The organism is Streptomyces sp. NPDC031474 (assembly GCF_055581185.1).
The window spans coordinates 1-18,409 of record NZ_JBVIJX010000057.1 but is presented as its reverse complement, the minus strand read 5'-3'; the positions used below and the strand labels follow the sequence as shown (position 1 = coordinate 18,409).

16 protein-coding genes, 1 pseudogene and 1 riboswitch are annotated in these 18,409 nt (G+C 70.8%); of the genes and pseudogenes, 12 read left to right on the top strand and 5 right to left on the bottom strand.

Going from position 1 to position 18,409, the window contains the following annotated elements; all coding sequences use genetic code 11:
* Positions 1-586: 586 nt before the first annotated feature.
* The 11 genes from ACZ5SK_RS47945 (at position 587) to ACZ5SK_RS47895 (ending at position 13,776) form a co-directional block, all read left to right on the top strand.
* Entirely contained in the window at positions 587-1,693 is a 1,107-nt protein-coding gene (locus tag ACZ5SK_RS47945; RefSeq protein ID WP_334573655.1) for an LLM class flavin-dependent oxidoreductase, read from the top strand.
* The gene (locus ACZ5SK_RS47940; RefSeq protein ID WP_334573656.1) at positions 1,690-3,090 is read left to right on the top strand and encodes an NtaA/DmoA family FMN-dependent monooxygenase; all 1,401 of its coding nucleotides are present in this window, start codon (positions 1,690-1,692) and stop codon (positions 3,088-3,090) included. The genes ACZ5SK_RS47945 and ACZ5SK_RS47940 overlap by 4 nt, the downstream gene beginning before the upstream one ends.
* 91 nt (positions 3,091-3,181) lie before the next feature.
* The gene (locus ACZ5SK_RS47935) at positions 3,182-4,105 is read left to right on the top strand and encodes an LLM class F420-dependent oxidoreductase (RefSeq protein WP_334573657.1); all 924 of its coding nucleotides are present in this window, start codon (positions 3,182-3,184) and stop codon (positions 4,103-4,105) included.
* 71 nt (positions 4,106-4,176) lie between these two features.
* Positions 4,177-5,001 (top strand): DUF1684 domain-containing protein, encoded by an 825-nt coding sequence (locus ACZ5SK_RS47930; RefSeq protein ID WP_334573659.1) that lies wholly within the window; start codon positions 4,177-4,179, stop codon positions 4,999-5,001.
* A gap of 88 nt (positions 5,002-5,089) precedes the next feature.
* Positions 5,090-5,203: riboswitch (SAM riboswitch) on the top strand.
* Between the two features lie 34 nt (positions 5,204-5,237).
* Positions 5,238-5,354, top strand: a complete 117-nt coding sequence (locus tag ACZ5SK_RS47925; protein WP_334573660.1) for a putative leader peptide — start codon at positions 5,238-5,240, stop codon at positions 5,352-5,354.
* Between the two features lie 270 nt (positions 5,355-5,624).
* Positions 5,625-7,190, top strand: a complete 1,566-nt coding sequence (locus ACZ5SK_RS47920) for an ABC transporter substrate-binding protein (protein ID WP_443041173.1) — start codon at positions 5,625-5,627, stop codon at positions 7,188-7,190.
* Positions 7,191-7,193: 3 nt separating this feature from the next.
* Complete coding sequence (locus ACZ5SK_RS47915) at positions 7,194-8,153, top strand: ABC transporter permease (protein ID WP_334573664.1); 960 nt, start codon at positions 7,194-7,196, stop codon at positions 8,151-8,153.
* On the top strand, positions 8,150-9,073 hold the full coding sequence (locus tag ACZ5SK_RS47910; protein ID WP_361710652.1) for an ABC transporter permease: 924 nt from the start codon (positions 8,150-8,152) through the stop codon (positions 9,071-9,073). Before ACZ5SK_RS47915 ends, ACZ5SK_RS47910 begins: the two co-directional genes overlap by 4 nt.
* On the top strand, positions 9,070-10,746 hold the full coding sequence (locus tag ACZ5SK_RS47905; protein ID WP_334573666.1) for an ABC transporter ATP-binding protein: 1,677 nt from the start codon (positions 9,070-9,072) through the stop codon (positions 10,744-10,746). The genes ACZ5SK_RS47910 and ACZ5SK_RS47905 overlap by 4 nt, the downstream gene beginning before the upstream one ends.
* A 7-nt stretch (positions 10,747-10,753) precedes the next feature.
* On the top strand, positions 10,754-11,812 hold the full coding sequence (locus ACZ5SK_RS47900; protein ID WP_361710649.1) for an LLM class flavin-dependent oxidoreductase: 1,059 nt from the start codon (positions 10,754-10,756) through the stop codon (positions 11,810-11,812).
* Positions 11,809-13,776: an alpha/beta hydrolase domain-containing protein gene (locus ACZ5SK_RS47895; RefSeq protein WP_468578069.1), complete on the top strand. Its 1,968-nt coding sequence runs from the start codon at positions 11,809-11,811 to the stop codon at positions 13,774-13,776. Before ACZ5SK_RS47900 ends, ACZ5SK_RS47895 begins: the two co-directional genes overlap by 4 nt.
* Positions 13,777-13,779: 3 nt before the next feature.
* Here the strand turns inward: ACZ5SK_RS47895 and ACZ5SK_RS47890 are convergent, their stop codons facing one another.
* Positions 13,780-14,124, bottom strand: coding sequence for a hypothetical protein (locus ACZ5SK_RS47890; RefSeq protein WP_457495915.1), 345 nt, complete (start codon positions 14,122-14,124; stop codon positions 13,780-13,782).
* Positions 14,125-14,174: 50 nt separating this feature from the next.
* Between ACZ5SK_RS47890 and ACZ5SK_RS47885 the strand changes: the two genes are divergently transcribed.
* Positions 14,175-14,306, top strand: a complete 132-nt coding sequence (locus ACZ5SK_RS47885; protein ID WP_468578067.1) for a hypothetical protein — start codon at positions 14,175-14,177, stop codon at positions 14,304-14,306.
* A gap of 563 nt (positions 14,307-14,869) precedes the next feature.
* Here ACZ5SK_RS47885 and ACZ5SK_RS47880 read toward each other — a convergent pair.
* The 4 genes and pseudogenes from ACZ5SK_RS47880 to ACZ5SK_RS47865 all read right to left on the bottom strand — a co-directional run.
* Complete coding sequence (locus ACZ5SK_RS47880; RefSeq protein WP_334573671.1) at positions 14,870-15,922, bottom strand: maleylacetate reductase; 1,053 nt, start codon at positions 15,920-15,922, stop codon at positions 14,870-14,872.
* A complete protein-coding gene (locus ACZ5SK_RS47875; protein WP_334573673.1) occupies positions 15,919-16,788 on the bottom strand; it encodes a dioxygenase family protein in 870 nt (289 codons plus the stop codon). The genes ACZ5SK_RS47880 and ACZ5SK_RS47875 overlap by 4 nt, the downstream gene beginning before the upstream one ends.
* An 8-nt stretch (positions 16,789-16,796) precedes the next feature.
* A complete protein-coding gene (locus ACZ5SK_RS47870) occupies positions 16,797-17,870 on the bottom strand; it encodes an alpha/beta hydrolase family protein (protein WP_361710642.1) in 1,074 nt (357 codons plus the stop codon).
* A 17-nt stretch (positions 17,871-17,887) separates the two neighbouring features.
* A pseudogene (locus ACZ5SK_RS47865) lies at positions 17,888-18,409 on the bottom strand (bifunctional 3-(3-hydroxy-phenyl)propionate/3-hydroxycinnamic acid hydroxylase MhpA); the annotation flags it as partial.

Genomic DNA, 18,409 nt, shown 5'->3' with positions numbered 1-18,409 from the left:
AGGACCCCAAGCCGTTCATCTGGACCAAAACAGCCGAGGAAATCCTCGACTCCCTCGCCCGCTTCTGCCGACGGATCTCTGGCGCAGCACACTAGTTGAGGTCGAGAGAAGGCTGCAGGCAGAAAGAGAAGAGCGAGATCGCGAGCCGTCGAACGGCGATCAGCAACAGACCTGGTCGAACTGATCGGCGCGGCGGCTCACCCAGAACGGGTCGAGCAGCACCGTGCGTGCCGTGCCAGTCGTCTCCATGACCGGATCAAAGCACACCCGGAAAGATGCGTCCACCATGGGTCCCAGCGGGTGAGACGCCCCTGCGCCCATGGTCGACCTTGACATTCACAGGGGCGGACGACATACGTTGAACGGGAAAGTTGCTGACAGGTGGAGGCTTTGATGCACGTACTGGGCGCGGCACCGCGCTGTACGTGCACCGGTGCGCGGCTCATCACCCGACGGCATGTGGACTACTGCCGCACCTCCTCCGCCGTCTGTCCTTCCGGTTACGCCTGACCCCTGCCGGCCGTCCCGCCGGCTGTCTCGTCGTGGCCCCGTGGCCGCGAGTTCTCGTGTTCCCGGAAGGAACCCCATGTCCGACCCTGTCCTGCACCTCGCCGTCGAGATCGACGGCGACGGCGCCCACCCCGCGGCCTGGCGCCGCGCCGCCCACTCCCCCGATCAGCTGCTCACCCCGCGCCGCGTGGCCCAGGTCGCCGCCATCGCCGAGAACACCGGGTTCACCCTGATCACCCTGGACGACGGCGTGCTGCCGCCCGGTGCCGCACGGGATCCGGTGGGCCGCATCGGCGCGGTGGAGCGGGCGGCTTTCGCAGCGGCGTCCACGAGCACCATCGGGATCGCGCCCGTCGTCCCGGTGACGTATGCCGAACCGTTCCATGTCTCCAGTCAGTTGGCGTCCCTGGACCACGTCTCCGCCGGTCGCGCCGGGTGGGTGGTGACGGAGGAGGAGCGTCCCGAGGCGGCCCGTGCCTGGGGGCGTCCCCTGGTCGCCGACGCCGACGCGCTGGCCCGGGAGTCGAGGGACGGGGTGGAGGTGGCCCGCGCCCTGTGGGACTCGTGGGAGGACGACGCGGTCATCCGGTCCGTGGCCACCAGCCGCTACCTCGACCGCGAACGGCTCCACCACATCGACTTCACCGGTGACACGTATGCCGTCAAGGGCCCGGCGATCGTGCCGCGCCCGCCACAGGGGCAGCTCGTCGTCCTGGGCCGGCCCGACCGGGTTCCCGCCGCACAGCTCGACGTCGCTCTCGTCGAGGGGCGCGATCTCGCGTCGGTCGCCACGGCCGCCGCTGCCCCCGGTACGCCCCGCGTCTTCGCCGAGGTCGAGGTGGCGCTGGACACGCCGGAGGCCACGGCCGCCGAGCGCGTCACCGACCTGGAACGACACGGGGCGTGGAGGGACCGGGGAAGGCTGCGGCACATCGGTGCCGCAGACCAACTCGTCGCTCTCCTGGGTGAACTGAGCCGTCACGTCGACGGTGTACGACTGCATCCGCTGGTGCTGGACGAGGACCTGCCCGTCCTCTCCCGCCTCGTCCTGCCCGCCCTGTCCGAGCGGCGTCTCGTCGCCCGTCCGCTGCCCGGTACGTCCCTGCGCTCGACCCTGGGTCTGGAGCGCCCCGCCCATCGCTTCGCCGCCGCTGCCGTGGCCGCCCAGGAGGATGCCCGATGACCCGCACCGACCCCCTCGACGTCCCCCGGCCGCACGCCCAGCTCCACTTCGGGGTGTTCTTCCAGGGCGTCAACCACTGGACCATCTGGTCCGCCCCCGACAGCGGCTCCCAGATCGACCCCGCCTCCTTCCGCAAGGTCGCCCAGACCGCCGAACGCGGCCTGTTCGACGCGTTCTTCCTCGGCGAGGGCCTGCGGCTGCGCGAGGTCGACGGCAGGATCCACGATCTCGACGTGGCCGGACGGCCGGACGCCATCACGCAGCTCGCGGCGCTTGCCGCGGTCACCCGCCGCATCGGCCTCGTCTCCACCTCCAACTCCACCTTCAACGAACCCGCCGATCTGGCCCGCCGCCTGTCCGGCCTGGACCTGCTCTCCGAGGGCCGCGCCGGCTGGAACGTGGTGACCACGGACAACGCCTGGACCGGCGCGAACTTCCGGCGCGGCGGCTACCTCGACCATACCGACCGCTACCGGCGTGCCGAAGAGTTCCTCACCGTGGCCCGCGCACTCTGGGACGGCTGGGAGAACGGAGCCGTCGCCGACTCCGCGAACGCACCCGCCTGGTCGGCGCCGGGCGCCGTACACCAAGTGCGCCACAAGGGACCGCAGTTCGACGTCGACCTCTCTCCGACCCTGCCGCGCAGCGCCCAGGGGCACCCGGTGATCTTCCAGGCCGGGGATTCCGGCGAGGGACGCGACTTCGCCGCCCGCAACGCCGACGTCATCTTCTCCGCGCACGGCACCGACTTCGACGACGCGCTGGCCTTCGCCGACGACATCCGACGCCGGCTGCGCGCGGTCGGGCGGCCCGACGACGATCTGCGGATCCTGCCCGGTACCGAGATCATCCTCGGCGCCACCGAGGAGGAGGCCCAGGAGAAGAAGCGCTGGATCCGACTCCAACAGGTCACCCCGGCCACGGCCTTGGGGATCGCCGGACTGCTGTGGGGCATCGACCTGTCCGACCGCGACGCCGACGGGCCCCTGCCCAAGGAGGACCCCGTCGTCAGTGAGAACGACGGCTCCTTCGGTGCCCGGCGCATCGCCGACCCGCGCGCCATCGTGGCCGAATGGCGGGCGAAGGCGGAGGCGCACCGCTGGTCGCTGCGTGAGACCGTCATCGCACTCGGCCCGCAGCGCGGGCACGTCGGCACTCCGTCCGGTCTGGCCGACAAGTTCGCCCGCTTCGTACGGCACGGCGCGATCGACGGCTTCAACGTCACGCCGTACCTCATCCCCGACGGCCTCGACGACATAGTCGACCTGCTCGTCCCGGAACTGCAGGAACGCGGCATCTACCGCACCGAATACACCGGCACCACCCTGCGCGAGAACCTCGGCCTGCGCGCACCCCTCACCCACCGGTCCGCACCGGACCGACGACAGGCGGGCTGAGCCCCCGAGCCGGCCCTTGTACACATGACTGACAAGAAGCTGTCACACGCCGACCGGAATGCGGGTTCGGCCGAAGCCCGTTCTGACTGACATGACTGTTGGAGTAGCGCTCAACGCGTCCGACACACCGAACCAGGTCGACGCCACCGTCCAACTGGCCCAGGAGGCTGCGGAGTCCGGTGTCACGTCGGCCTGGTTCGGGCAGACCTTCGGCGCGGACTCACCCCAGCTCGCGGCGATCGTCGGGCGCGAAGTGCCCGGACTGCAGGTCGGCACCTCCGCGATCCCCGTCTTCGGCCGGCACCCGCTGCTCGTCTCCAGCCAGGCCCAGACCGCCCAGGCCGCGACCCACGGCCGCTATCACCTCGGTCTGGCTCTGGGCACGAAACTGCTGACGGAGACGGGCTTCGGCCTGCCTTTCGAACGACCCATCGCCCGGCTGCGCGAATTCCTCACCGCCCTACGGCAGTTGACCGAGACCGGCACGGCCGACTTCCACGGCGAGCTGCTCACCGCCACCACACCCGTCCCGGCGCGGGTACCGGGTGCCGAGAACGGCGTCCCCCTGCTCGTCGCCGCGATGGGGCCGCAGGCTCTGCGGGCCAGCGGCGAGCTTGCCGACGGGATCCTGCCGTATCTGGCGGGACCGCGCGCCCTGGCGGACCACATCGTGCCCGCCCTGACCGCCGCGGCCGAGGCCGCAGGCCGCCCCGCGCCCAGGATCGTGGCCCTGGTAGCCGGCGTGGTCACCGACGACGTCGACGCGGTGCGGGCCAAGGCCACCGAGAACCTCGCCTTCTATGAACAGATCCCGTCCTACGCGCGGGTCATCGAACTCTCCGGCGGCAGGCGGGCCGCCGACCTGGCCGTGATCGGCGACGAGAAGACCGTCGAGGCCGAGATACGGCGGTACCGCGACGCCGGCGCCACCGAGGTGGTGTTCTCGGGCACCGAGATCGCCGGAGAAGCCGACCGGCGACGCACCTGGCGACTCCTCGGCGAACTGGCCGGCTGAGTACACCCGTCGACTCGTCAGCCCCCTGCATCCCCTGCCCTAAGGCACCCCCGGCACAAAGGAGATTCCCCATGACCATCGAGGCCACCACCACGGACCTCCACGCCTTCACCGAGACCTGGCTGGAGTGGCACCGCGCCCAGGAGGCCCGGCTCGCCGCCCCGCACGGGTTCCTGGCGGTCACCGGCCTGCACTGGCTCGACGACCGACCCCAGCGCTTCCCGGACGCGCCCGGCGCGTGGCACACCGGCCCCGAAGGCGTCGTCGTACACCTCGACGAAGGTGAGGAACTGGTCGTCGACGGAACGCCGGTACGCGGCGAACACCGCTTCGGTGTGCTGCCCGAGCGCGGCGGCGTCGACGCCGTCTGGGGAGACGCCGTCATCGAGGTCGCCAAGCGCGGCGGCAACGACATCGTGCGCCCCCGGCACCCGGACGCGCCGCTGCGCACGGCCTTCACCGGAACACCCGCCTACGCCCCCGACCCGCGCTGGGCCGTGACGGGCCGCTACATCCCCTTCGACACGCCACGACCGACCACCGTGGGCGCCGCGGTCGAGGGCCTTGAGCATGTGTACGACGCTCCGGGCAGGGTCGAGTTCGAGCTCGACGGGCGCCCGCTGCGGCTGACCGCGTTCCCCGGCCCTGGTGCGGGACGGCTGATGGTGCTGTTCACCGACGCGACCTCCGGCCTCACCACGTACGCCGCCAACCGGGCTCTGGCCCTCGATCCGCCCGCCGCCGACGGCACGCTCATCGTGGACTTCAACCGCGCCACGAACCTGCCGTGCGCCTACACCGACCTGGCCACCTGCCCGCTGCCCCCGGCCGAGAACCGGCTGCCGGTGGCGATCGAGGCCGGGCAGAAGATCCCCCGCGAGCGCGGCGGCTCCTGAGCCGGACGCACTCCAGCCCCGACTCCCCTTACACGGCGTCCCTTTGCGCCATTGACGTACGCCAAGACCGCTCCGTACGATCACGAACGGCATTGAGTGTCAGCGTCAAGCCCTGGCTCGCTGACCGGCAACCCTCCCGCGCGGTGGGGTGCTCCAGGTGAAAGCCCGGCGGGATCACCGACGATCCCCGCAAGCGCGCGGCCCCGTGACCGGGGCCGGATATGTGGAGGACCGATATGCGGCACGGTGGTGACCTCGACGCCCGCTTCGCCGGCGCCACCGTGTTCTCCCGGCTGTCGCGACGGCGCCACATCGACCTCAAGCGCTCGACCAGCTGTCTCTGTCAGGCCTGACGGGCCTTCCCGCCGCTGGTCGCAGTACGGCACCTGTCGTCGCCGCACCCGCCTGCGCCTGATCTCCGTCTGTCTTTGATCCCCCCTTTTCCCTCTGATCCCCGTCTGCCCAGCGCTCCCCCGGCACCGGCGTCGCGTCGGCCGGGGCCGCATGCCCACGCACGGCCGTGCCCCGCACCACACCCGTGTCTGGTGAACGAGTAGGAGAAGCCCTCCGTGATTGCACTTTCCGATGTCAGAACCTCCCGGTGGGCGGCACTGACCGCCCTTGTGACCACCAGTGTTCTGCTGACCGCCTGCGGCTCCGGCGGCGGCGATTCCGGCAGCGGCGCCGGTCAGCCCAAGTCCGGCGGCACCCTGACCTTCGCGGTGGGTTCGGACGCAGGCTGCGTGGATCCGCAGCAGGTCGGCAGCAACGAGAGCATCTACTCGGTGCGCCAGGTCGTGGACTCACTGACGGACCAGGACCCCAAGACCGGCAAGATCGTGCCGTGGCTGGCGAAGAGCTGGGATGTCAGCTCCGACGCCACGACGTTCACTTTCCATCTGAGGTCGGACGTCACCTTCAGCGACGGCTCGAAGCTGACCGCGCAGGTGGTCAAGGACAACTTCGACGCGGTGCCGAAGCTCGGCGCCCTCGGGACCCTCGCCCAGGGGTACCTCAGCGGTGTCAAGAGCACAGCCGTGGTGGACCCACTCACCGTCAAGGTGACCTTCAAGCAGCCCAACGCGCAGTTCCTTCAGGCGACTTCGACCCATTCGCTGGGCATCGAGTCGTCGGCGAGCGTGAAGAAGACCCCGCAACAGAAGTGCAGTGAGGGCGTGATCGGGTCCGGGCCTTTCGTGCTGAAGCAGTACGTGCAGAACCAGTCGATCACCCTGGCCAAGCGCATCGGCTACGACTGGGGATCCTCGCTGTGGTCCAAGAAGGGTGAGGCCTATCTGGACAAGCTGGTGTTCAAGGTCGTGCCGGAGGCGGGGGTGCGGGCCGGCAGTCTCCAGTCCGGGCAGGTGGACGCGATCAGCAGCGTCGGCAAGGCCAACGAGGCGGCGCTCAAGGGTGGGCAGGTCACCCTCCTGCGCCGGGCCAACCCGGGCGTGGTGTTCGGGCTTGGGATCAACAACTCGCGGCCCCTCCTGAAGGACGTGAAGGTGCGCCAGGCGGTCCTCGCCGCCGTCGACCGCAAGCAGATCGCCGACACCGTGTTCCCGACCGGCACCCAGCCGGCGACCAGCATCCTGGCGCACACCACGCCCGACTACACCGACCTCTCCTCGGACCTCGCCTTCGACGCGGCCAAGGCGAAGGCCCTCCTGGACGCGGCCGGCTGGAAGGCGGGCAGCGACGGAATCCGCGCCAGGGACGGCAAGAAGCTGAACCTGACCATCAGCTGGTTCCCCAACGCCGCCACCAACCAGCCGGCACTGGAGCTCGTCCAGCAGCAGTTGAAAACCGTCGGGATCGACGTGGCGCTCAAGCAGGGCCAGGTCAGCCAGTTCGCCACCACGCTCCAGGGCGGTGACTTCGACCTGGTGTGGAGCAACGTGACCCGCTCGGACCCGGACATCCTGCGCAGCTCCTTCTCCACGCAGCTGGCCAACTTCTACCGCGTGCCCGCCAGTTCGCTGGACACCGCGCTGTCCGGGCAGGCCGCGACCACGGACACGGCGAAGCGCAGGCAGCTGGTGGACGAGGCGCAGAAACTGATCGTGCAGAACGCCTACAACGTGCCGGTGGTGGAGCTCCAGACCCAGCTGGCCGTGACGAAGAAGGTGCACGACCTCGCCTTCGACTCGGGCAGCCGCATCCAGTTGCACGACACCTGGATCGGCTAGTGCATGCGCCGCTATGTGATCAAGCGACTGGCGCAGGCGGTCGGGGTGCTGTGGGCGGCGTACACGGTGTCGTTCCTGGTACTGAACTGGCTGCCCGGGGACCCGGTCACCGCGATGGCCGGTGCCGGGATGGACTCGGGTCAGGTCGATCCGGCCCGGCTCGCCGCGCTGCGGCACGAGTACGGCTTCGACAAGCCCGTGCTCGTGCAGTACGCCGACTATCTGGGCCGGGCGGTGGGTGGGGACCTCGGCGACGCGGTCTCCACAGGCCGACCGGTGACCTCCACGCTGGCCGACGCACTGCCGCAGACCCTTCAACTGACCGGTGCCGCACTGCTGTTGGCGGTCGTGCTCGGCGGCGGTCTGGCGGTGCTGGCCACCTACACCTCTCAGCGCTGGCTGCGGCAGCTGCTGCTGTCGCTGCCGCCGCTGGGAGTGTCTGTCCCGACGTTCTGGGTGGGGCTGCTGCTCGTCGAGACATTCTCCTTCCGGCTGCACTGGTTCCCCGCGTTCGGCAACGACGGATTCAAGGGGCTGGTATTGCCGGCGCTGACTCTGGCGGTGCCGACCGGTGCGCAGATCGCGCAGGTGCTCGCCAAGAGCCTGCTCACCGCACTGGACCAGGCGTATGTGGAGACCGCCCGGGCCAAGGGCGCCGGCCGGTGGCGGGTCCATCTGCGGCACGCGCTGCGCAACGCGTCCCTGCCGGCGCTGACGGTCGTCGGCCTGCTGGTGGGGCAGCTGATCGCCGGTTCGGTCGTCGTCGAGACGGTGTTCTCCCGCGACGGCCTCGGCCGCGTCACCGCGGCGGCGGTCACGGCCCAGGACATCCCGCTGGTCCAGGGGGTGGTGGTGTTGGGGGCGCTGATCTTCGTGACGACGAACCTGGTCATCGACCTGGTCTATCCACTCCTCGACCCCCGGATCATGGTGACCTCGGGCAGAAAGGCGGCCCTCGCATGAGCCAGAGCCTTGTCGACGACCCCGCCGAAGCGGCACTGGGACTGGCCCGCCCGGTCGCTGCGGGGCCGGAGCCTGATCCCGGGCGCCGCGTGGACGTACGGCGGCTGCTGCGGTTCGTGGTGCGCCGCCCGGGGCTGCTGCTGTCGGTGGTCGTCCTCGTGCTGGTGGTGCTGGCCTCGTTCTGGCCCGACCTGTTCACCTCGCAGGACCCGCTGAAGGGCGTGCCGTCGCAGAACTTCCGCGGCCCGAGCGGCAGTCACTGGTTCGGCACCGACGAGTTGGGCCGAGACGTGTTCTCCCGGGTCGTCCACGGCGCCCAACTGTCCCTGAAGGCAACGCTGATCGCCGTGCTGGTCGCGTTCGTGGTCGGCGGGCTGCTGGGGGTGGTCGCCGGGTTCGTGGGCCGCTGGGTGGACGACGTGCTGATGCGCTTCGTCGACGTGCTGCTGTCCATCCCCGCGCTGTTCATGTCCCTGGCCCTGGTCACCGCGCTGGGCTACGGGACGGTGAAGGTGGCGGTCGCGGTCGGCATCGCCAGTGTGGCCGCGTTCGCGCGGGTGGCGCGCGCTGAGGTGCTGCGGGTGCGGCAGGCCGTCTTCGTCGAGGCCTCACGCGCCAGCGGAGCGCGCTGGTACTCGGTGCTGGGCCGGCATGTGCTGCCCAACGCGGCGGGCCCGGTGATCGTGCTGGCCACCCTCGACTTCGGCTCCTCCATCCTGGCCGTGTCGGCGCTGAGCTTCCTCGGCTACGGGGCGCCCCCGCCGGCCCCGGAGTGGGGCACGTTGATCTCCGACGGCCGCAACTACCTCGCCAACGCCTGGTGGCTGACCGCCCTGCCCGGGCTGGCGATCGCCGCGACCGTACTGGCCACCAACCGCATCGCCCGGGCGCTGGACGGCGAATGGTCCCGGCAGCTATGACCGACGAACGTGAGAACGGTGAGGACGTGACCACACCCCTGCTGGAAATCCGCGGCCTGTCGGTGTCGTACCGCACCCGGGGCGGCACGGTCGAGGCCGTCCGGGGCGTGGACCTCGACGTGTGGCCGGGACAGGTGACGGCGGTGGTCGGCGAGTCCGGCTCCGGCAAGAGCACGACCGCGCACGCGATCACCCGGCTCCTGTCGGCGAACGGCAGCATCGACGCGGGCACCGTCCGCTTCGGCCGGCACGACCTGGCCACCCTGTCGGAGGCGGAACTGCGCACCGTACGCGGAGCGCGGATCGGACTGGTCCCCCAGGATCCGACGGTCTCCCTCAACCCCGTCAAGCGCATCGGCGACCAGGTCGCCGAAGTGCTGCGCATCCATGGTCTCGCAACCCGCCGCTCGGCTCCCGCCGAGGCGATCGCCGTCCTGGACCGGGCCGGACTGCCCGACGCGGCCACCCGGGCCCGGCAGTACCCGCACGAACTGTCCGGCGGCATGCGGCAACGCGCCCTGATCGCCATCGCCCTCGCCGCCCAGCCCGAGCTGATCATCGCCGACGAGCCCACCAGCGCGCTCGACGTCACCGTGCAGCGGGTCATCCTCGACCATCTCCAGCGCCTCACCGAGGAGTCGGGCACCGCGGTCCTGCTCGTCACCCACGATCTCGGGGTCGCCGCCGACCGGGCGCAGCGGCTGGTCGTGATGTCGCAAGGCAAGGTCGTCGAGGCAGGCCCCACCCATGACATCCTCGCCGACCCGCAGGACGACTACACCCGGCACCTGCTGGCCAGCGCCCCGAGCCTGACCACCGCCCGGCCCCGCACCCCTGTCTCCGTCCCCAAGCCGGATTCGGCGCCCCTGGTCGAGGTACGCAACCTGGTCAAGGAGTTCAGGCTGCCCCGCACCGGCGACGGGCCCCGCACCCTGCGCGCCGTCGACGACGTCAGCTTCACCCTCCGCCGAGGCCAGACCCTCGCCCTGGTCGGAGAGTCGGGCTCGGGCAAGTCAACCACTGCCCGCCTGGTGCTCCGGCTCGCCGACGCGAGTGCCGGACAGATCCTCTTCGACGGCACCGACGTCACCACCGCCAAGGGCGCCCAGGCCAGGCAGCTGCGCCGCCGCGCCCAGCTCGTCTACCAGAACCCGTACGCCTCGCTCGACCCCCGCTTCGCCATCGGCGAGGTGATCACCGAGCCGCTGCGCGCCTTCAAGGTCGGCGACCGCGCCTCCCGGCTCGCCCGGGCCCGTGATCTGCTCGACCGGGTGGCCCTTCCGGCCGCCACGCTGGAGCGCCGCCCGGCGGAACTGTCCGGCGGGCAGCGGCAGCGAGTGGCGATCGCCCGTGCCCTCGCCCTCTCTCCCGACCTGGTGGTGTGCGACGAGCCGGTCTCCGCGCTCGACGTGTCCGTGCAAGCCCAAGTCCTGGACCTGCTGGCCGAGTTGCAGGCCGACACGGGGGTGGCGTACCTGTTCATCTCGCACGACCTGGCCGTCGTACGTCAGATCGCGCACCAGGTCGCCGTCATGCGGGCCGGCCGTGTCGTCGAGACAGGCCCGCCAGAGGAACTGTTCACCCGCCCCCGCCACGAGTACACCCGCGAACTGCTCGCGGCGATCCCCGGCGGCCGCGTCCCCACCCCCGCCGCCGAGACCACCACGAACTGAGGGCCGTATGAGCACTCCTGCCATTACCTCACTGGCCCTTCTCACCCCGGGCAACTTCGCCGACGACGACCCGTACACCGGTCTGGAGGAGACACTCCAACTCTTCGAGTACGGCGAACGGCTCGGCTACGACGGCGCCTGGATCCGCCAGCGTCACCTCGAACACGGCGTCGGCTCCGCTGCCGTGTTCCTTGCCGCGGCCGGCCAGCGCACCGAGCGGATCGAGCTGGGCACCGCGGTCATCCCGATCGGCTACGAGAGCCCGTTCCGTCTGGCCGAAGACCTGGCGCTGGCCGATGTACTGTCCCGCGGCCGCCTCCAGATCGGCTTCAGCACCGGCATGCCGCACGCCGACCTGCTCGGCGACCTGGTGTACGACGGCGACTGGCGCGGCTTCGACCTGTCGTACGGCAGGATCGCCCGCCTCGTCGACAACCTGCGCGGCGACTACCTCGGTGGCCCGGACACCGTGATCCACTCGCCCGGCAACGTCCAACGCCCGCGGCTGCAGCCGCACAACCCCGCTCTGGTGCAGCGGATCTGGTATGGCGGAGGCAGTCTGCGGTCGGTCCGCTGGGCCGCCGAGAACGGTCTCAACCTGCTGTCCGGCAACATCGTGTCCGGCGAGGACACCGACGACTTCACCACCGCCCAGCTGAACCTGCTCTCCGAGTACCGGCGCAGCCTGGGCGAGAACCGGACAGCGGCGCGCGTAGCGCTCGGGCGGGTGGTCGTGCCGTTCGACAGCGCCGACGCGGCCACCCGGACCCGCTACCGGGACTACGCGGCCAGTCGGCACGAGCGCACCCTGAAGCCGCAGACCCTGGCGGCGCTGGGCCCGAAACGGTTCCTGTTCGCCCCGGACGTGGTCGGCACCGCGGAGCAGATCCTGGAGCAGCTGGCGGCCGATCCCGTCCTCGCGCAGGTGTCGGAGCTGCGCCTGGAGCTGCCGTACGAGTTCCATCGCGAGGAGTACGAACAGATCCTCCACGACGTACGGCACCTGATCGCACCCGAGTTGGGCTGGCGCCCCGCTTCCCCGGCGGTTCAGGAGGCGAGCCGGTGAGTCCTGGTCCGCAGCGCCCAGTCCGGCTGGAGGTGCACGCCCGCGAGCCGTTCGCCGAGGCCCACCGCTTCCCCGGCACCGGGGCGTACGAAGTGCTCACCACCACCGCCCACTACACCGTGGACCCGAAGGCAGCCGCCAACCACGCGATCCCCGACCTCGACCTCGTGCCCCCCGACGGCACCGGCAAGGTGCGCTTCACCGGGGACGTCGAGATCCTGCGTCCGGTCGAGGGCGGGCGCAGGCGGCTGTTCTTCGACTGGGGCAATCGAGGCAACAAGCGGGCCGTCCAGTACTTCTGCGACGCCCCGCACACCAACCGGCCACGCACGCTCGCCGACGCCGGAAACGGCTATCTGATGCGCCGCGGCTACACGATCGTCTTCGGTGCCTGGCAGGGCGATCTGCTGCCGGGCGACGGACGGCTGCTGCTCGACCTGCCCGTGGCGAGACAAGGCGCGGGGCCCGTGCGCGGCCTGACGACAGCCGAGTTCATCGTGGAGGAACCCACCGCCTCGCTACCGCTGTCCCGCTGGTCGAGCACCAGGTCCTACCCGGTCAGCGAACGGGGTGTACGCACCGCTCACCTCACCCGACGGCGCTATCCGCACAGCACGCCGGAGGAACTCCCCACCGGAACCTGGCGGTTCGCGCGACTGCAGGGTGGCGGAAGCGAACTGAGGACCGCAGCCGCAGCCGTCGTACCGAGCCGGTGCGACCTCCATGTCGACGGCGGGTTCCAGCCCGGCTGGATCTACGAGCTCACCTACGAGGCCGAGGATCCGCTCGTCCTCGGGCTGGGCCTGGCCGCGGTGCGCGACCTCGTCAGCCATCTGCGGCACGACCCCGCAGAGCCGGCCGGTCCCGTCGAGTACGCCTACGGATGGGGACGCTCCCAGACCGGCCGAGCCATCCGCGACTTCATCTATCTCGGCTTCAACAAGGACGCCGAAGGCCGCCCGGTCTTCGACGGGCTGCTGCCCCACGTTTCCGGCGCCGGCCGGCTCGGCGTCGAGCGCTTCGCCAACCTGACGGTTCCGGGCGGCCAGCAGTACGAGGACCACCTCAGCCCTGCCGACACCTTCCCCTTCGCCTACGCTGAGTCGGTCGACCATCTCACCGGCGAACGGGACGCGATCATGAAGCGGGCCAGCGATCCCAAGGTGCTGCACACTCAGACCTCGACGGAGTACTGGCAGCGCAGGGGCTCGCTGGTGCACACCACCACGGACGGCCGGGACCTGGGCTTCCCACCCAACGTACGGGGCTATCTGTGGTCGTCGAGCCAGCACGTGGCCGATCCGACCGCCGGCGCTCCCGCGAAGGGGATCTGCAACCACCTTCAGAACGTGGTCGCCACCTCCGCCCTCTTCCGCGCAGTCCTGGACGCCGTCGACGCCTGGGTGAGCGAGGGCGTGGAGCCGCCGGCCAGTGCGGTGCCGACGGTCGCCGACGGCACCCTGGTGACGATGGACGCCTGGTCGCGTCAGTTCCCCGCCGTGCCGTCCGCCCTGCGGCCCCATGGGCTCAACGAGCTGTACTCCGTGGACCGTTCGGCCGTGCCACCGGTCGCCGACCGCTGCCGCCGGTACACGGTACTGGTCCCGGCCGTCGACGCCGACGGCAACGAAACCGCGGGCATGCGCGCTCCGATGGCGGCCGTGCCGCTCGGCACCTACACCGGATGGAACACGCGAGCTCCCGGCCAAGGGCACGGTGCGCTGCACGAGTTCAGCGGCTCCACGTTCCCGTTCGCCGCCACGGAGGACGAACGGCTGATCACCGGCGACCCCCGTCCCAGCATCCAGAAACGCTACCGGGACTCGACCGACTACGTCGCCAGGATCAGGGCCGCTGCCGAGGAACTCGTGGCACGGCGGCTGCTGCTCGAGGAGGACCTCGAACGCGCAACGTCGGCGGCAGCGGACTGGTCGGCTCCACGTCACCGCTTCGAGCTGCCGTGATGTTCAGGCAACCCCGGCGTACTGGGCGCGGCAGGAAATGGAGAACATCCGCGCGCAGGAGCGTCGGGTGGCACGGCCGGCAGAAACCCAACCCTGCTCCGGATCGACGGGCACGCCATCCTCGACCACACCCACCACGTCCGCCTGCTGCGCGACCTCGCCGACGCCCTCGAAGCCCAGTCCAACCCCGCCGACCACCCCTTCACCGCACACCCCGACGCCCTCCAACTCCAGCGCCGCATCCGACGCTTCAACGCCGACACCGGCATCGCCCACGGCGACCTCGTCGCCATCGCCCTCGGCACCTTCCTCCGCGCCAAGGACCACCCACCTGAACTGGGCTTGCATCGCAGGACATAGGCAGGGGTTCGAGGTGTGTCGCGGCGATGGTATTGCCCTTGGCTACTCCCGCGTGCGAAGACGACGCGCTGGCCCTGTTCCCCGAGGTGTTCCGCACCCGCGGCCGGCTGCGTCTAGCCCTGGACTCGAAGACCTCGACGATCTCCTCGTCGAACCACAGGGCGCAGTAGGCGTCGTACGCGGGCTGCTGCGATGCGCCTCCGAAATACGCGGCCATGCCGTCCCCGGGAGCGCCGTGTACCACTCGTGGCCGCGCAGTGTCAGGCGGGCTCGGACGATCGACGAGCGTGTCCTCGTACGCCGGGCGCCAGCCCTTGTGGAATGCCTCCGGGACGATCCCATCGGCGCCCTTGAGGAAGCGACCTTCACCGTGCCCTCTGCGAATCGGGGCGCCTCGGCCTCGCTCTCCTCGACATGGATGCTCAGCGCGGCCGGCTGATCGCAGAAGTTGACCGCATCGGGGCCGACGGCCTCGCATGCGTCCGGGTCAGCGAAGGGCTGCCCCATGGACTCCAGGTCGTCGAAGTACAGTCACGGAGTCGCGGGGCAGCGTCACCTGGTAGCCCATGTCCCCGAGCGCGCCGTAGGCACTGTCGAGGACGTGGTTCTGGACGTACTTGCGTACGGTCAGCTTGTTGGGCGACCGCTATCCCGCCGTGCATCGTCTCGAAGTAGTCGGCGTACTCGGTGTGCGTCATTCCGGGGCGCTGCCGTACCGCGGCCACCAACTTGATCACGCGAGGGATCCCTTCAGGGCCTGGGTGAGGAGGAAGCGGAGGGCTTGCGCGGTGACCGGTCGTGGGTTGGCGTAGGGCTGGCCCTGTGCCTGGGCTGTGATCTCGTCGAAGTCGCGCTCCCTCAGGCCGAGTTCGGCCAGTGAGCGTGGAGCTCCGAGGTCGGCGGATGCCCGCGCGAGGTGCTTTGGCACGTCGTCCGTGGCCAAGGCACGGTTCAGGGCCTGCTCGGCGGCCGGTGCGGCGGGCAGGTTGAAGGCGGCGATGTACGGGAGCAGGACCGTGTGGGTGGTGGCGTGGGGCAGGTCGAAGGTGCCGCCGAGGATGTGGCAGAGCTTGTGGTGCAGTGACATGGTGGTGGCTCCCAGGCACGCCCCGCACAGCCACGCCCCGCGCTGCGCGTCGGTGCGGGCCGCCATGTCGCCGGGGTCGGCGGCGATGGCCGGAAGGGACGCGGCCAGTGAGCGCACCCCTTCCTCGGCCATCAGGGACACGATCGGCGAGGCGTCGGGCGCGTACAGGGCCTCCACGGCGTGGGCGATGGCGTTGAAACCGCTGGTCACCGACACGTCCACGGGGAGGCCGACGGTGAGTTCGGGGTCGTAGACCACGCTGCGGGGCAGGACGGCCAGGTCGCGGCCTGTGCGCTTGCGCCCGTTCTCGGTGAGTCCCCACACGGTGGTCATCTCGGAGCCGGCGTAGGTGGTGGGCACGCTGATCACGGGCAGGCCGGAGGTCAGGGCGATCGCCTTGCCCAAGCCGATGGTGGAGCCGCCGCCGATGGCCAGACAGCCGTCCGCGCCAGCGTCACGGGCAGCCACGCGAGCCGCTTCGGCGACTTCGACCGGCACGTGCATCCTGGCTTCGGTGAAGAGACCCACGCATGCGTCGCCCAGCAGGGCGGCCGCGCGCTCGGCGAGAGCGCGCTGACCAGGCGTGGACAGCACCAGCAGTCGGCGCAGGCCCAAACGGTCTGCTTCCTCGGGCAGTTGGCGCAGACTGCCGGTGCCGAAGACCACCCGCATGGGGAGAGCCTCGTAGGTGAAGGTCATCGCGTCGCCTTCGCCTCCGGCGCCAGCACGATGTCGAACCTGGCCTGGATGAAGGGCGCGGTCACGCCGAGGCGCTCGGCGTCCTGCTCGTCGTGGAACTCGGTGAAGTCGGTGATCAGGCCCCGCTTGACCGCGAAGACGGCGTCTGAGTCGACGTAGGGGCTGCCCGCGACGAACGCATGCGTGGTGACCGTCCGATGGTGCTCGGCGCCGGCGATGAAGTGGATGTGGGCGGGACGGTAGGGATGCCTGCCGGTCGCTTCGAGGAGGCGGCCTACGGGGCCGTCTGTGGGGATCGGGTAGTGGGAGGGGACGACGGTGCGGAACCGGTAGCGGCCGTGCTCGTCCGTGCGGAAGAGGCCGCGCCCGTTGCCCGGAGGCTGCGCGTCCGGCTGCTGCACGTCGTAGAAACCGTCCTGCGAGCACTGCCACACGTCGAGTTCTGCGCCCTGAAGCGGGGTGCCGTCGGCGGCGAGCACGCGGCCGGAGACCGCGCAGGGACGGCCGGTGCCGAGGAGGTTGATGGAGTCGCCGAGTTCGCGGCGGGGGGATTCGGTCATGTGGAAGGGGCCGAGAACGGTGCTCTCGGTTCCCTCCTCGGCCCCGTTGATGGTCTCGACGAGCATGGAGACACCCAGGATGTCGGAGAGCAGGACGAACTCCTGGCGGGTGTCGTCGCACTTCTGGCCGACGGCGGTGAGGAAACCGATCGCTGCCTCCCACTCCTGAATCGTGGGTTCGATGTCCCGTACGAAGTCGTGAAGGTGGCGGGTCAGGCTCTCCACGATCTGCCGCAGGCGCTGGTCCTTGGTCTCCCGGAAGCTCTCCACCACCGCGTCGGTGGCGGTCTCGACGGTGAAATCCACAGGTGGTCCTAACTGTTCGGGGTGCTCTTGCCGGTGAGGTGGTCGGTGAACCAGTCTCCGGTGAGCGCGTCGCGTTCGGCCGCGTGGTTGTAGAGGGTGTGCTCGCCGTCGGGCCAGATGCGGACGGTCGCGGTGGCGGGGTCGGCGGCGCGCAGGAAGGGCTCCTGGTCCTCGTAGCGGGCCAAGGGGTCCTGGCCGCCGTGCAGCACGAGCAGCGGGCAGGCGATGCGGTGCTTGTGCGGGGCGAAGCGCAGGGCGTCCATGACCTCGGTCACCCGGCTGAGGTCGTCGGTGCCGACCACGGCGGCCATCTGTTCGCGGGCGGTGCGGTATTCGGGGACCGAGGGCGCGGCCGGGGCGCCGTTGACGACCACCGCGCCGACGCGCGGGTCGGCGGCGGCCAGGTGGGCCGCGAACAGGCCACCGAAGCTGATGCCCTGGATACCGATGGCGCCGCCGAGGCGGGTATCGGCCTCGACCAGGTCGAGGAAGCGGGCGAAGCCGTCGGTGACGCGTTCGTCGACGTACATTCCGTGACGCAGCCGTGACTCGCCCTGGCCGGGGCCTTCCGCGAGCAGGCAGGCCAGGCCGCGCGAGGTGTAGGCGTCGGCGACCGGCAAGTACGCGGCGCCCCACCCGCTGAGCCCGCCCCAGACGATGACAGTTGCCTGCGCCTCGCCGGTCGGCGGCAAGCACAACCAACCGCCGAGCAGCCCGTCACGATACGGGATCTCAACGCGCTCCACGGCGGGCGCCAGAGCGGCGGTCGCGGCGGTGTGCCGGGCGTACAGATCCCGTTTCTCAACGGTGTCCGTCTGGTGCGCCATCTGCGCGAACATCCAGGCCGCGGAGGCATAGCGGTACGCCTGCCAGGCGGTCGTGCGGTGCTCCGAGTCCTCCGCGCGGCGGGCCCGTTCCAGCTGCGTCTGTGCGATGGCTGCGGCTGCGGCCTGCCACGGCGTCCCGGCTGCGGTGTCGGTGAGCAGTTGGCGGGCGTCGGCCGGGTCCATGCCGCAGTCCGTGAGCCGGGTGAAGGGCATGGCCCGGTGCTGGGCCGCCACCAGCGGCGGCAGAGAAGTCATCCCGGGGGCCGCGGTCGTCATATGGCTGCCTTGACCGCGCTGGACAGTGCGTCGTCCAGGTCGTCCACGAGCGCGCCGAGGTCCGTGCTGTCGGTTGCCGCGCCGAACAACACGAAGTCGGGGCGTGCCAGGTAGGCGACCGCGCCAAGCCGCCGCAGGTACTCCCGGTGCCGCCCGTCGAGGTCGTCGACGGTGTCGAGGGCGACCACGGTGCAGCCCAGGCGCGTCAGCCTGGCGAGCCGGTCGGGACCGAGGACGGCAGTGGGATCTTCTGCGGCGACCAGGGCGAAGCCGTATCCGGTCAGGTCGTCGAAGCGTCCCGTGCGGCCGTCGGCCAGGCGGAGGCGGCCCTGGGGGGTGAGGGTGCCGACGGGCGCGTGCCCGTCCGGCCTGAGCACCCCGTTGGCAAGAGGCGGGAACGGGGGCGGCGGGGGTACCTTGCCCGCGAAGAAGGCCGCGTCCCGGGCCGCGGCGGCCTCGGTGTCGTGCGTGTTGGCTACCTTGCCCAGGCCGATCGCCGCGTGGGTGAGGGCGGTGAC

Excerpts from the sequence above, each read along its gene's own strand:
- ACZ5SK_RS47945 (WP_334573655.1), top strand. The coding sequence starts at position 587 with ATGTCCGACCCTGTCCTGCACCTCGCCGTCGAGATCGACGGCGACGGC.
- ACZ5SK_RS47940 (WP_334573656.1), top strand. The coding sequence starts at position 1,690 with ATGACCCGCACCGACCCCCTCGACGTCCCCCGGCCGCACGCCCAGCTC.
- ACZ5SK_RS47935 (WP_334573657.1), top strand. The coding sequence starts at position 3,182 with ATGACTGTTGGAGTAGCGCTCAACGCGTCCGACACACCGAACCAGGTC.
- ACZ5SK_RS47930 (WP_334573659.1), top strand. The coding sequence starts at position 4,177 with ATGACCATCGAGGCCACCACCACGGACCTCCACGCCTTCACCGAGACC.
- ACZ5SK_RS47925 (WP_334573660.1), top strand. The coding sequence starts at position 5,238 with ATGCGGCACGGTGGTGACCTCGACGCCCGCTTCGCCGGCGCCACCGTG.
- ACZ5SK_RS47915 (WP_334573664.1), top strand. The coding sequence starts at position 7,194 with ATGCGCCGCTATGTGATCAAGCGACTGGCGCAGGCGGTCGGGGTGCTG.
- ACZ5SK_RS47910 (WP_361710652.1), top strand. The coding sequence starts at position 8,150 with ATGAGCCAGAGCCTTGTCGACGACCCCGCCGAAGCGGCACTGGGACTG.
- ACZ5SK_RS47905 (WP_334573666.1), top strand. The coding sequence starts at position 9,070 with ATGACCGACGAACGTGAGAACGGTGAGGACGTGACCACACCCCTGCTG.
- ACZ5SK_RS47900 (WP_361710649.1), top strand. The coding sequence starts at position 10,754 with ATGAGCACTCCTGCCATTACCTCACTGGCCCTTCTCACCCCGGGCAAC.
- ACZ5SK_RS47890 (WP_457495915.1), bottom strand. The coding sequence starts at position 14,124 with ATGCAAGCCCAGTTCAGGTGGGTGGTCCTTGGCGCGGAGGAAGGTGCC.
- ACZ5SK_RS47880 (WP_334573671.1), bottom strand. The coding sequence starts at position 15,922 with ATGACCTTCACCTACGAGGCTCTCCCCATGCGGGTGGTCTTCGGCACC.
- ACZ5SK_RS47870 (WP_361710642.1), bottom strand. The coding sequence starts at position 17,870 with ATGACTTCTCTGCCGCCGCTGGTGGCGGCCCAGCACCGGGCCATGCCC.